This window comes from Stenotrophomonas sp. STEN018 (assembly GCF_056760235.1).
Genome location: NZ_JBRREK010000025.1, coordinates 1 through 12,496 on the forward strand (window position 1 = coordinate 1; position 12,496 = coordinate 12,496).

A 12,496-nucleotide genomic window follows, 5' to 3' on the forward strand; every position below is an offset into this window, starting at 1 on the left:
CCCCGCGCGGGCGCTGGGGCGGGGCGGGCCGCCCCCCCCCCCCCCCCCCGCCCCCGCCCCCCCCCCCCCCCCCCCCCCCCCCCCCCCCCCCCCCCCCCCCCCCCCCCCCCCCCCCCCCACTACAGGGGCATTGCCGGTAAGGCCTCTGCCGAGCATGGCTCGGCACTACAGGGGCATTGCCGGGAACGCTCCTGCCGAGCATGGCTCGGCACTACATGGAAATCTGCGGCCACGCGAAAAAGCCAGCGCAAAGGCTGGCTTTCTGCTAACGCTCGACTTACCGCATTACTTCATGCGGTAGGTAATACGGCCCTTGGTCAGGTCGTACGGCGTCATCTCAACCTTGACGCGATCGCCAGTCAAGATGCGGATGTAGTTCTTGCGCATGCGACCGGAAATATGAGCAATGATTTCATGCCCATTTTCCAAGCGAACGCGGAACGTGGTGTTCGGCAACGTCTCGCTGACGGTGCCTTCGAACTCGATGGAGTCGTCTTTCGACATGTAGTCCTGTGCGGTTCTGCGGACGGCCCTTGGGCCTAAGGGCGGGAATTTTACGCTGTCGCGAGCAAGGATGCAAAGTTTGCGTTAAGCACCTGCATTCAGGCCAATGCCGAGGCCGCCAGTTCGCCAAATCTGCGCGTCCAACTGCCAGCGTCGCTGGGTTGCTGGACCAGTTGGCGCACGCTTTCCAGAAACACTGTGCGGGGCAGGTGCTCGGCGCCCATCCGCAGCAGGTGCGGGTTCTCCACCTGTGCATCCATCAAGGGCCAACCCCACTCGGCCAGGGTGCCGGCCAAGGCTGCGAGCGCCACCTTCGAGCCGCCGCTGCGGCTACTGAACATGCTCTCGCCAAAGAACATCCGGCCGATGGCGACGCCGTAGATGCCGCCAACAAGCTCTTCGCCGTCCATCACTTCCACCGAATGCGCGTAGCCGAGCTGGTGCAGGGCGACATAGGCCTGGTGCATGTCGGCGGTAATCCAGGTGCCATCCTGGCCGGGACGCGGGGCCAAGGCGCAAGCCTGCATGACCTCGGAAAACGCGGTGTCGGCACGTACCGTCCAGGTGTTGCTGCGCAAGCCGCGGCGGAAGCGCGAGGACAGGTGGACCTGATCGGTGCGGAACACCATGCGCGGGTCCGGCGACCACCACAGCAGCGGCTGGCCTTCGGAAAACCACGGGAAGATGCCTCCGGCATAGGCATTGAGCAGGCGCACCGGGCTCAGGTCGCCACCAATTGCCAGCAGGCCATCAGGCTCCAGCAAGGCCAACTCGGCAGGCGGGAACGGCGCATCGCTGGCGCTATCCAGCAGAAACGGGCCTTTGTTGCTCATTGCGATGGATCTTCCTGCTTGAAGGGCGAATGGCGCAACAGGTCAGCCGAGTAAGTCGCGACATCCTCGCGCTCTTTGCCGCACCAATCGCGCACGGCCTTGCGGAACTGCGGGTGTGCAAGCCAATGATGGCTGCGGACCTGGGTTGGAAGGAAGCCGCGCGCCAGTTTGTGCTCACCCTGCGCGCCAGGCTCGAAGCGTTGCAGGCCTTCGCGCAGGCAGTACTCGATGCCTTGGTAATAGCAGGTTTCGAAGTGCAGGCCGGGCAGGGTGGCGCCGCCCCAGTAGCGCCCGTACAGCGTATCGGCACCACGCAGGCACAGGGCGCCTGCAATCGGTTCGTCATCCTGCAGTGCCATGAACAGCACCAGTTGGCGCGGCATCTGTTCGGCCATGTGGCGCAGAAAGGCCAGGGTCAGCGCCGGTGCGTTGCCGTATTCGGCAAAGGTCTGCAGATAGAAACCGTGCATGGCGCGCAGCTCGTCCGCGCTGGCTTCATCGCCATGGCGCACGACGAAACCGATACCTGCACGCGCAACCTTGGCGCGCTCCTGGCGGATGTTCTTGCGGCGCTTGTGGTCCATCGCGCCGAGGAAGTCATCGAAGCTCTTCCAGTCCGGCTGGCGCTGCCATTGAAACTGCACATCATCGCGTTGCAGCCACTGTGCGCCGAACAGCGGATTCTCATCGGTCAGGTGAAAATTGATATGCGCCGAAGACAAGTCGTTGTCCTGCACATGGCTGACGATGGCCTCAATCAGCGCACGACGATCCGCTTCGTTGCGAGCCAGCAGACGTGGCCCGGTGACCGGCGAATAGGGCACGCCGCACAGCCACTTTGGAAAGTACTCCAGGCCGTGGCGGGCATAAGCATTCGCCCAGGCATGATCGAACACGAACTCGCCGTGTGAGTTCTGCTTCAGATAGCCGGGGGCGGCAGCGACAAGCTCGTCGTCGCACCACAATGTCAGATGTTGGGCCTGCCAGCCCCATTCCGGGCGCAGGCAGCCATGCTGCTCCAGTCCGCTGAGGAAGGTGTGACTGATGAAGGGATTGCTGCCGTCGTGCAGGCCATCCCACTGCGCGGCGGGCAGCGCTGCAAGACCGTGCAGGACGCGCAGTTGCAAAGGCAAGTTCATGGTTCCAACGTCAATACGTCGATGACGGGTGGGTTGAACAGTCGCAATGGCAGCCCGATCTCTCCAACACCACTCGTGGTGAAAACACGTATCGGACCGCAAGCGCCCTGCATCACCTGCTCGCCGCGATCGAAGCCATAAGCGCTCGGGATGACCTTGCGATACAGCCAGGGGATGCGGATCTGTCCGCCATGCGTATGCCCGGCGAGCACAACGGCCACATTGCCAGCGCATACCTGCATGGCACTGTCGGGGTTATGGGCGAGAATGATGGTGGGGCCGCGCAGTGTCTCGCCCCCTAGCAGGAAGCGCGCGTCATCCCGGCCTGCCCAGCGATCTCCGAGGCCGGCCCAATCCACGCCATAGGCGTCCCTGAGCAAACGCCCTTCGATGACATGCACACCGTGCGCGGCGAGTGCAGCGCGCAAGGGTTTGTCGATGTCTGGGCCGGGCTGTTGCTGGTCGTGGTTGCCGAGCACCACAAACGCAGGCGCACGCAGGTCTGCCAGCGGCGCGAACAGCTCCTGCAGCGAAAGACCTTGCGGCTCGTAGGTCAGATCGCCGGCGATCGCCACCGCATGGACATCCTGATCGTTGATGCGTTCGACCAGTCGCTCAAGGAAGCGCCGATCCTTGTAGACACCCAGGTGGATGTCACTGACCAGGGCGATACGGGAAGCGGTGCCAGTGCCTTCCAGCGTGGTGTGCCTGATCACGATCATCTGCGGCTCGATGAAGCGTGCCCAGATGAACACGCCACAGCCGAGCAACAGCACCACGATTACTGCGCGGTGCTGCTGTTTGCGCCAGCGCCACAGCAGCCAGGCGATGACGGGGAACACCAGCCAGCTGCCATGGAACAGCAGCTGCTTGAGCATCAGCTTGTCCATGGCAGGCTGGTGGGGTGGGGCGCTCAGGCGCCCTTTTCGTCCAGGAAGCGCTCGGCGTCCAGCGCCGCCATGCAACCGAAGCCGGCCGAGGTGATGGCCTGACGGTAGTGCTGGTCGGCGACGTCACCAGCGGCGAACACGCCTTCGACCGAGGTCATGGTGGCGTTGCCGCCCAGGCCGGAGCGGATTTCCAGGTAGCCGTTGTTCATCGCCAGCTGGCCGGTGAACAGTTCGGTATTGGGCTGGTGGCCGATGGCGACGAAGAAGCCGTGGGCTTCGATATCGCGTGTGCTGCCGTCCAGGGTGGACTTGACGCGCACGCCGGTGACGCCGGCGTCATTGCCCAGCACTTCGTCGACCTGATGGTGCCACACGGTCTCGATCTTGCCGGCGGCGACCTTGGCGAACAGCTTGTCCTGCATGATCTTTTCCGCCTTCAGCGTGTCGCGGCGGTGGACCAGGTAGACCTTGCGAGCGATGTTGGACAGGTACAGCGCTTCTTCGACAGCGGTGTTGCCGCCGCCGACCACGACCACGTCCTGGTCGCGGTAGAAGAACCCATCACAGGTGGCGCAGGCGGACACGCCGCGGCCCTTGAAGGCTTCCTCGGATGGAATGCCCAGGTACTTGGCGGTGGCGCCGGTGGCGATGATCAGCGCATCGGCGGTGTACTGGGCGCTGTCACCGGTCAGGGTGAACGGGCGCTTGGACAGGTCGGCGGTATGGATGTGGTCAAACACCACTTCGGTTTCGAAGCGCTCGGCATGCGCCTGCATGCGCGCCATCAGGTCCGGGCCCATCAAGCCGTGGGCATCGCCCGGCCAGTTGTCGACCTCGGTGGTGGTCATCAGCTGGCCGCCCTGCTGCAGGCCGGTGACGACCAGCGGCTTCAGGTTTGCGCGCGCGCCATAGACGGCAGAGGTCCAGCCGGCGGGGCCAGAGCCGAGGATCAACAGGCGGGAGTGCTTGGTCGGGAGGCTGGAAGTGCTCATGTATACTCGCGAAAGTCAGGATTGGTGGCCCGAACGCGGCATTCCGCAACTGTCCGGGCAAGCCAATAGAGTGGCGGTCCGACCTCGGTGAATCAAGGCACGTGAATGGAACTGCGCGGCCCGTTGCATACAACTCTGCTGTTTCCCGCATTGCCGCCGCCGCTGTCTGGCGGCTTTTTGACGTTTTCTGTCTGTCAGCCGTACCGCACTGCGCTGTAATTGGGTGAAACCCGACGATCTGTCGTTTAATATCAATCACTAACCGTGCATTTTTAAGGTCTGGTCAAAGGTGGCGAAACAGGTCCCGGAACGCGACAAGAGCCCCAAGGCTGCCGCTGATGCGCGCAAGTCGGCGGCTGCAGCAGACAATCCGCGTCGTCAAAAGCTGTGGCGTGATCTGGCGTTGATCGCGATCGCGCCGGCGCTGCTGTACCTGCTGGCCAGTCTGTTCACGTATTCGCCTACCGATCCGGGCTGGTCGCAGTCGGGCTCGGTGGTTGCGCCCGTGCACAACATGGGCGGCAGGGTCGGCGCGTGGATTGCCGATGTGCTGCGCCAGCTATTCGGCTACGTGGCCTATCTGATCCCGGTGATGCTGGCTGCGGTCGCATGGATCGCCATGTTCGGCCTGAACAAGACCGATGAGCGCGGCCAGGATGACCTGGGCCCGGCCCTGCGTCTGGTCGGCATTGTCGGCTTCCTGATTGGTGCTACCGGTTTCCTGTACCTGCGTCTGCCGCCAGGCGACGTAGCCCGAGCCGGTGGCGGCCTCGGCGTGCTGGTCGGCAAGTCGTTGCAGACCGGTTTTGGGCCGGTCGGCAGCAATCTGTTCCTGCTGGTGCTGTTGCTGACCTCGATCACCCTGGCCACCGGCCTGTCGTGGTTCGCGGTGATGGAGAAGATCGGCAAGTGGGTGCTGGCCTTGGGCCCGTTGCTCAACAAGAAGAAAGAACAGGCCAACGAGTGGCAGCAGACCCGCGTGCTGCGCGAAGAGCGCGAGGAAGTGCGCAAGGTCGACGCCGAGGTGCGCGCCAAGCGCGAGCCGGTGAAGATCGAGCCGCGCCCGGCACCGGTGATCGAGAAGAGCGACCGCGCCAAGCGCGAGACGCAGATTCCGATGTTCCAGGGCGTCAATGGCGATGGCTCGGACATCCCGCCGCTGGCCCTGCTGGATGACCCGAAACCGCAGGCCAAGGGCTACGACGAGCAGACCCTGGAAACCCTGTCGCGGCAGATCGAATTCAAGCTCAAGGATTTCCGCATCGATGCACAGGTCGTCGGCGCCTATCCGGGCCCGGTGATCACCCGTTTCGAAATCGAGCCGGCACCGGGCATCAAGGTCAGCCAGATCAGTTCGCTGGACAAGGACATCGCGCGCGGCCTGTCGGTCAAGTCGGTGCGTGTGGTCGACGTGATTCCGGGCAAGTCGGTGATCGGCCTGGAAATCCCCAACGTCACCCGCGAGATGATCTTCCTGTCCGAGCTGCTGCGCTCCAAGGAGTACGACAAGTCGACCAGTCCGCTGACGCTTGCCCTGGGCAAGGACATCGCTGGCCGCCCGACCGTGGCCGATCTGGCGCGCATGCCGCATTTGCTGGTGGCCGGTACCACCGGTTCGGGTAAGTCCGTTGCGGTCAACGCGATGGTGCTGAGCCTGCTGTACAAGGCCAGCCCGAAAGACCTGCGCATGCTGATGATCGACCCGAAGATGCTGGAGCTCAGCGTCTACCAGGGCATCCCGCATCTGCTGGCACCGGTGGTCACCGACATGAAGGAGGCCGGCAACGGCCTGCGTTGGTGCGTGGCTGAAATGGAGCGCCGCTACAAGCTGATGAGCGCGGTCGGCGTGCGCAACCTGGCCGGCTTCAACAAGAAGGTGAAGGACGCCATCGACGCCGGCCAGCCGCTGATGGATCCGCTGTTCAAGCCCAACCCCGAAATGGGTGAGGCGCCACGTCCGCTGGAACCGCTGCCGTTCATCGTCATCTTCATCGACGAATTCGCCGACATGATGATGATCGTCGGTAAGAAGGTCGAAGAGCTGATCGCACGTCTGGCACAGAAGGCACGTGCTGCCGGTATCCATTTGATCCTGGCCACCCAGCGCCCGTCGGTGGACGTGATCACCGGTCTGATCAAGGCCAATATCCCCACCCGCATCGCCTTCCAGGTGAGCTCCAAGATCGATTCGCGCACCATCCTTGACCAGTCCGGCGCTGAGGCGCTGCTGGGTAACGGCGACATGCTGTACCTGCCGCCGGGCACGGCCATGCCGGACCGCGTACACGGCGCCTTCGTCTCGGATGAAGAAGTGCACCGCGTGGTTGAGCACCTTAAGGCCAGCGGCCCCACTGACTACATCTCAGGCGTGCTGGACGAAGTGCAGACCATGGGCGATGGCATCGTGGTTGGTGCCAATGGCCTGCCGGAAAGCAGCGGCGGCGGTGGCGATGAATCCGACCCGCTGTACGACGAAGCGCTGCGCATCGTCACTGAAACCCGCCGCGCGTCCATCTCCGGCGTGCAGCGCCGTTTGAAGATTGGCTACAACCGCGCCGCACGGCTGATCGAGGCGATGGAAGCCGCCGGCGTGGTGAGCTCGCCGGAACACAACGGCGACCGCACCGTGCTGGCTCCACCACCGCCCAAGCACTGAACGGAAAGGCGGCATTCAGTGATTGATTGCCGCCCATTCAGTTTGAAAGAGGCAGACTCTGCCTCACCACCGATACCACTACCTCAAGCCACCATGACTGCATTTCTGCGCCACTCCGTTTTTGCTGTTGCCTTGGCTTGTGCCGGCCTTGCCGCGGATGCGCATGCCGGCGCCCGCGACGATCTGAAGTCCTTCACCAGCGGGCTGCGCGGCCTTGATGGCCAGTTCGCGCAGCAGGTGGTGGATCAGCGCGGCCGGGTCAAGGAATCGTCCAGCGGCCGCGTGGCGCTGTCGGCACCGCGTCAGTTCCGCTGGGAATACACCCGTCCGCATCCGCAGCTGATCATCGCTGACGGTAGCAAGCTGTGGGTCTACGAGCCGGACCTGGAACAGGCCCGCGTCAGCCCGCAGGGCACCGAGGAGCAGAACAATCCGCTCACCGCGCTGATCAACCCGGCGCTGCTGGAGCAACAGTACGACATCAGTGAAGAAGCCGCGCCGCGCGACGGCATGCAGTGGCTCTCGCTCACCCCAAAGCGCGATACCCAGGCCAGCTTTGATGTTGCCGCGCTGGGCTTCTCCGGCGGTGCTCTGTCGCGGATGGAACTGACGGACGCGGTAGGCCAGCGCACCATCATCACCTTCACCGGCTGGAAGAAGAACCCGAGTTTTGCTGCTGGCACCTTCCGTTTCGTACCGGGCAAGGACGTCGACGTGGTCGGCGAACGCTGAACCCAGACCCGGTTTTTGAGACCAGGGCAGGGCGGCCACGCTGCTAGAATGCAGGCGTGGCCAGATCCCGAAATATCTTTCTTGATGAAGCTCCCGCCGACCTGCTGACAGCGGACCGGGACAATATGCGTCCGCTCGCCGAGCGCATGCGCCCGCAAGCGTTGGACGAGATGGTCGGGCAGAAGCGCTTGCTGGCGCCCAACACAGCGCTGCGCCGCGCGGTTGAATCCGGGCGCGTGCACTCGATGATCCTGTGGGGCCCGCCGGGCTGCGGCAAGACCACCTTGGCCTTGTTGCTGGCGCAATACGCCGATGCCGAGTTCAAGGCGATTTCGGCGGTGCTGTCCGGTCTGCCGGATGTACGCCAGGTGCTGGCCGAAGCCGCGCATCGCTTCGCCGACGGCCGTCGCACCGTGTTGTTCGTCGACGAAGTGCACCGGTTCAACAAGGCACAGCAGGATGCGTTCCTGCCACATATCGAGCGCGGCACGATTATTTTTGTCGGCGCCACCACCGAAAATCCCTCGTTCGAACTGAACTCGGCACTGCTGTCGCGCTGCCGCGTGCACGTGCTGGAATCGGTGTCGCCCGAAGACGTGGTGGAAGCGCTGCAGCGCGCACTCAACGACAAAGAGCGCGGGCTGGGCGAGCAGGACATCACGGTCTCGGCCGAGTCACTGCTGGAAATCGCTCGTGCCGCTGATGGCGACGTGCGCCGTGCCCTGACGTTGCTGGAAATCGCCGCCGAGCTGGCAGCGGGCGAGGGCGGTGAAATCACCCCGGAAACCCTGCTGCAGGTGCTGGCCGACCGCACCCGCCGCTTCGACAAGAATGGCGAGCAGTTCTACGACCAGATCTCGGCGCTGCACAAGTCGGTACGCAGCTCCAACCCGGACGGCGCCATCTACTGGCTGGCGCGCATGCTCGATGGTGGCTGCGATCCGTCCTATCTGCTGCGCCGACTGACCATCATGGCGGTGGAAGACGTGGGTCTTGCTGATCCGCGTGCGCTGGAAATGGCGATCAATGTCTGGAACGCCTACGACCGCATCGGCGCGCCAGAAGGTGATATCGCCCTGTCCAATCTGGTGGTGTATCTGGCCAGTACCGCCAAATCCAACGCCGCCTACATGTCCTTGCATGCGGCTCGTGCCGATATCGCCAAGTACGGCACACAGCCGGTGCCGATGCACCTGCGCAACGCACCCACCCGTTTGATGAAGACGCTGGGTTACGGGCAGGGCTATCAATACGACCATGACGTTGAAGGCGGCATCGCACTGGACCAGACCGCGTTCCCGGATGAGATGGGTGAGCAGGTCTATTACAAGCCGGTGGAACGGGGCCTGGAGATCAAGTTGAAAGACAAGCTTGATCGCCTGCGCACCGCCCGTGAACAGGCCCGCGCGCAACGCAAATGACTGCCATCCGCCAACCCGTGCCCGGAGCTTGAACCCATGTGGCTTTCCTTCCTGGCCATCGGCGTTGGCGCGGCACTCGGTGCCTGGCTGCGCTACGGGCTGAGCCTGTGGCTGAACCCGCTGCACAACACGGTGCCGCTGGGGACGCTGACCGCCAATCTGCTCGGTGGCTACGTTATCGGCGTTGCCCTGGCTTTCTTCGCCACCCGGCCCGAGCTGTCACCGCAATGGCGACTGTTCGTGGTGACCGGGCTGCTGGGCGGTTTGACCACGTTTTCCACCTTCTCCGCCGAAGTTGTCTACCTGCTGCAGCGCCAACAGCTGGGCTGGGGACTGGTCACCATTGGCCTGCATCTGGGCGGCTCACTGTCGATGACCGCCCTGGGTTGGTGGACCTGGCGTGCGTTGCGGCACCTGACTTGAGTCCGCTTTCAATGCTGCAGTCGATACCGCATCATGCGCCCACCACAAATTGAGCGTTTTCTGGATATGCAGCAAAAGCGGGCACACGAATGAGCAGACCAGCGTCGGATGACGCGGCCCGCAGCGATGCAATCCATGATTCTGAATCGGGGAGCGCCATCATCGGCGCGGATGTGGGGGGCACCTATGCGCGCCTGGGCTGGACCCGGCTGCAGGCCAGCGGCGCGCTGAGCGTCCACGGTTTCCGCAAATACACCTGCGCCGAGCACCCCAGTCTCGCAGCGATCCTGCGTGACTATGCCGACTGGCTGGGCCGCGAAACCGATGCACCGCCGATCGCGCACGCTGTTGTTGCCATCGCCGGCGTCCTTGATGGTGACGGCGACACGCTGCTCAATACCAATCTGGCCTGGCCGGTATCGCTGGCGGCGACCCGCCATGAGTCGGGCATGCAAACGCTGGAGCTGATCAACGACTTCGTCGCCGTCGCCCAGGCGATGGCACATGCCGAGGCCGATTCGCTGCACCTGATCTGCGGTGACCCCGAGCAGGTAGCGCCTGGCCCGGCCGTGGTGCTTGGCCCAGGAACCGGTTTGGGCGTGGCGGTATACCTGCCGGGTGGAAACCCTTCGGTGCTGCCCAGCGAAGCAGGGCACGCGGCCTTGGCTGGCTCCAACGCACTGGAGCAGGATGTATTGCGCCTGCTGTCGCAGCGATACACGCATATCGACAACGAACGGATCCTGTCTGGTCCGGGCTTGATCACGCTCTACACCTGTTTATGCGAGTTGCGCGGCAGCGTCCCGCAATGGCAATCGCCAGCCGAACTGGTTGCTGCCGCACGCACCGGCAACGATGCATTGGCGACAGAAAGCGTGGACGTATTCTGCGCGTGGCTGGGCAGCCTGGCCGGCGACCTGGCACTGACCTTTGGTGCACGCGCGATCTATCTGACCGGTGGCATCACCGGCCATATAAGTGGGTTTTTGCACGCGGGCGGCTTCCAGCAACGTTTCCTTGCCAAGGACCGGCTATCGCAAGCGCTGCGGCACGTGCCGGTCTGGCGCGTTGAACACGGCGAACTTGGCGTGCTGGGTGCCTTGGCCTGGCACGTCGACAAACTCACCGCACGCTAAGCACAGCCCAGGAGAAGCCAGTCATGAGTACCCGCAGACAGTTCCTGCAGTCGTCCGGCTTGATTGGCGCATTTGGCAGCGCGGCGCCAGGCCTGCTGGCATCGCCGCTAGCTGCCAGCGGTGCGCGCGTGGTTTCAACCTGGGACTTTGGCGTCGGCGCAAACCAGGCGGCGTGGAAGGTGCTGGCCGCTGGCGGCAGTGCTTTGGATGCGGTGGAAGCCGGCGCCCGCTGGGCGGAAAGCGAGCTCTGCAATCCCACCGTCGGCCGCTGCGGCAACCCTGATCGTGATGGCGTGCTCAGCCTGGATGCCAGCATCATGGCCGGCGATGGCCGTTGCGGATCGGTGGCGGCGTTGGTCGATATCCTGCATCCGATCTCCGTCGCCCGCGCGGTAATGGAAAAGACCCCGCACGTCATGCTGGTGGGCGAGGGCGCGCAACAGTTCGCTGTGCAACAGGGCTTCGAACGTCAGAATCTGCTCACTCCGGAAGCAGAAAAAGCCTGGCGCGAATGGCTGAAAACCGAGCACTACGCGCCGCAGATCAACGCTGAGCGCCGTGGCATTCCTGGCGACAAGGACAACCACGACACACTCGGCATGATCGCCATCGACGCCAGCGGGCAGATGGCCGGTGCCTGCACCACCAGCGGCATGGCGTTCAAGATGCATGGGCGTGTTGGCGACAGCCCGATCATTGGCGCTGGTCTGTACGTGGACAATGAAGTCGGGGCCGCTACCGCATCCGGTATGGGCGAAGAAATGATGCGCAATGCAGCCTCGTTTCTGGTGGTTGAACTGATGCGGCAAGGGCGTTCTCCGGCCGAAGCCTGCCGCGAAGCCATCCAGCGCGTGGTCCGTAAACGCCCCGAAGCCAGTCGAACCTTGCAGGTCTGCTTCCTGGCGATGAACCGCCGTGGCGAAGTGGGCGCGTATGCGCTGCATAAAGGCTTCGTCTACGCGGTGTGCGACAGCAGCAAGCAGGATGCGCTGCTTGATTCCGCTTCGGTGTACACGAGCACGCAGGCATGAGCTCGCGCTACCTGCTGGAGATTGCCTGCAATTCGGCGATGTCGGCCGTGGCCGCGCAACAGGGTGGGGCGAATCGCGTCGAACTGTTCGAGAATCTGGAGCAAGGCGGCACCACGCCTTCCTCGGGCAGTATTGCGGTGGCGCGGGACTACCTGCAAATTCCGTTGTTCGTATTGATACGGCCGCGTCCTGGTGATTTCCATTACGGCGCTTTGGAAACGGAACTTATGCTGCGCGATATCGCGCATTGCCGGCAGCTGGGCTGCGATGGCGTGGTGATTGGTGCGCTGACCGCGGGTGCTGAGATCGACACGCCGCTATGCCGTGAGCTGATCAGCGCGGCCGGACCAATGGACATCACGTTTCATCGCGCTTTTGATGCCGCCCACGACTTGCCAACGGCGCTGGAGCAGATTGCAGATCTCGGTATCAAACGGATCCTCAGCTCCGGCGGCCAAGCCAGTGCCGCCGAAGGCAGCGCAATGCTGGCCAACCTGGCGAAACAAGCAGATGCGCGCCTGGCCTTGATGGCAGGCGCTGGACTCAATGTCCAGAACATCGCCGACGTCGCCTTGAAGACGGGTTGCCTGCAACTGCATGCTTCGGCCAAGGGATGGCAGCGGTCCGCCATGCGTTATCAGAACCCCGCATTGAAGGGCTTGGACAACGATTGGATTCAAACTGAAAGCAGCGCAGTCAGCGCTTTGCGCGAGGCCCTGGATCAGCTGGGCTGACGCAG

The 12,496-nt window shown here is 63.7% G+C and carries 12 protein-coding genes; 7 read left to right on the forward strand and 5 right to left on the reverse strand.

What is annotated here, in order from left to right; all coding sequences use genetic code 11:
• Positions 1–285 precede the first annotated feature (285 nt).
• The 5 genes from infA to trxB form a co-directional block, all read right to left on the reverse strand.
• The gene (gene infA, locus ACVOMB_RS11215) at positions 286–504 is read right to left on the reverse strand and encodes a translation initiation factor IF-1 (RefSeq protein WP_005409596.1); all 219 of its coding nucleotides are present in this window, start codon (positions 502–504) and stop codon (positions 286–288) included.
• A 98-nt stretch (positions 505–602) separates the two neighbouring features.
• The gene (aat, locus tag ACVOMB_RS11220; protein ID WP_481531247.1) at positions 603–1,337 is read right to left on the reverse strand and encodes a leucyl/phenylalanyl-tRNA--protein transferase; all 735 of its coding nucleotides are present in this window, start codon (positions 1,335–1,337) and stop codon (positions 603–605) included.
• Entirely contained in the window at positions 1,334–2,476 is a 1,143-nt protein-coding gene (locus ACVOMB_RS11225; protein WP_481531248.1) for a GNAT family N-acetyltransferase, read from the reverse strand. Before ACVOMB_RS11225 ends, aat begins: the two co-directional genes overlap by 4 nt.
• Entirely contained in the window at positions 2,473–3,366 is an 894-nt protein-coding gene (locus ACVOMB_RS11230) for a metallophosphoesterase (protein ID WP_481531249.1), read from the reverse strand. Before ACVOMB_RS11230 ends, ACVOMB_RS11225 begins: the two co-directional genes overlap by 4 nt.
• A 23-nt stretch (positions 3,367–3,389) precedes the next feature.
• Positions 3,390–4,358: a thioredoxin-disulfide reductase gene (gene trxB / locus ACVOMB_RS11235; protein WP_282270462.1), complete on the reverse strand. Its 969-nt coding sequence runs from the start codon at positions 4,356–4,358 to the stop codon at positions 3,390–3,392.
• 289 nt (positions 4,359–4,647) lie between these two features.
• Here trxB and ACVOMB_RS11240 point away from each other — a divergent pair, with 289 nt between their 5' ends.
• From ACVOMB_RS11240 to ACVOMB_RS11270, 7 genes are all read left to right on the forward strand, one after another.
• Positions 4,648–7,014, forward strand: coding sequence for a DNA translocase FtsK (locus tag ACVOMB_RS11240; RefSeq protein ID WP_481531250.1), 2,367 nt, complete (start codon positions 4,648–4,650; stop codon positions 7,012–7,014).
• A gap of 93 nt (positions 7,015–7,107) precedes the next feature.
• Positions 7,108–7,746, forward strand: coding sequence for an outer membrane lipoprotein periplasmic chaperone LolA (gene lolA / locus ACVOMB_RS11245; protein ID WP_481531251.1), 639 nt, complete (start codon positions 7,108–7,110; stop codon positions 7,744–7,746).
• A 125-nt stretch (positions 7,747–7,871) separates the two neighbouring features.
• Positions 7,872–9,167, forward strand: coding sequence for a replication-associated recombination protein A (locus ACVOMB_RS11250; protein ID WP_481531252.1), 1,296 nt, complete (start codon positions 7,872–7,874; stop codon positions 9,165–9,167).
• Between the two features lie 36 nt (positions 9,168–9,203).
• Positions 9,204–9,590, forward strand: coding sequence for a fluoride efflux transporter CrcB (crcB, locus tag ACVOMB_RS11255; protein WP_481531253.1), 387 nt, complete (start codon positions 9,204–9,206; stop codon positions 9,588–9,590).
• Positions 9,591–9,679: 89 nt separating this feature from the next.
• On the forward strand, positions 9,680–10,726 hold the full coding sequence (locus tag ACVOMB_RS11260; protein WP_481531254.1) for a glucokinase: 1,047 nt from the start codon (positions 9,680–9,682) through the stop codon (positions 10,724–10,726).
• A gap of 23 nt (positions 10,727–10,749) precedes the next feature.
• Positions 10,750–11,757 (forward strand): glycosylasparaginase, encoded by a 1,008-nt coding sequence (locus tag ACVOMB_RS11265; protein WP_481531255.1) that lies wholly within the window; start codon positions 10,750–10,752, stop codon positions 11,755–11,757.
• A complete protein-coding gene (locus ACVOMB_RS11270; protein WP_481531256.1) occupies positions 11,754–12,491 on the forward strand; it encodes a copper homeostasis protein CutC in 738 nt (245 codons plus the stop codon). Before ACVOMB_RS11265 ends, ACVOMB_RS11270 begins: the two co-directional genes overlap by 4 nt.
• Positions 12,492–12,496: the final 5 nt, after the last annotated feature.

Bases quoted from the DNA above. Each gene is read 5' to 3' on its own strand.
- infA (WP_005409596.1), bottom strand. From the start codon at position 504: ATGTCGAAAGACGACTCCATCGAGTTCGAAGGCACCGTCAGCGAGACG.
- aat (WP_481531247.1), bottom strand. From the start codon at position 1,337: ATGAGCAACAAAGGCCCGTTTCTGCTGGATAGCGCCAGCGATGCGCCG.
- ACVOMB_RS11225 (WP_481531248.1), bottom strand. From the start codon at position 2,476: ATGAACTTGCCTTTGCAACTGCGCGTCCTGCACGGTCTTGCAGCGCTG.
- ACVOMB_RS11230 (WP_481531249.1), bottom strand. From the start codon at position 3,366: ATGGACAAGCTGATGCTCAAGCAGCTGCTGTTCCATGGCAGCTGGCTG.
- trxB (WP_282270462.1), bottom strand. From the start codon at position 4,358: ATGAGCACTTCCAGCCTCCCGACCAAGCACTCCCGCCTGTTGATCCTC.
- lolA (WP_481531251.1), top strand. From the start codon at position 7,108: ATGACTGCATTTCTGCGCCACTCCGTTTTTGCTGTTGCCTTGGCTTGT.
- ACVOMB_RS11250 (WP_481531252.1), top strand. From the start codon at position 7,872: ATGCGTCCGCTCGCCGAGCGCATGCGCCCGCAAGCGTTGGACGAGATG.
- crcB (WP_481531253.1), top strand. From the start codon at position 9,204: ATGTGGCTTTCCTTCCTGGCCATCGGCGTTGGCGCGGCACTCGGTGCC.
- ACVOMB_RS11260 (WP_481531254.1), top strand. From the start codon at position 9,680: ATGAGCAGACCAGCGTCGGATGACGCGGCCCGCAGCGATGCAATCCAT.
- ACVOMB_RS11265 (WP_481531255.1), top strand. From the start codon at position 10,750: ATGAGTACCCGCAGACAGTTCCTGCAGTCGTCCGGCTTGATTGGCGCA.
- ACVOMB_RS11270 (WP_481531256.1), top strand. From the start codon at position 11,754: ATGAGCTCGCGCTACCTGCTGGAGATTGCCTGCAATTCGGCGATGTCG.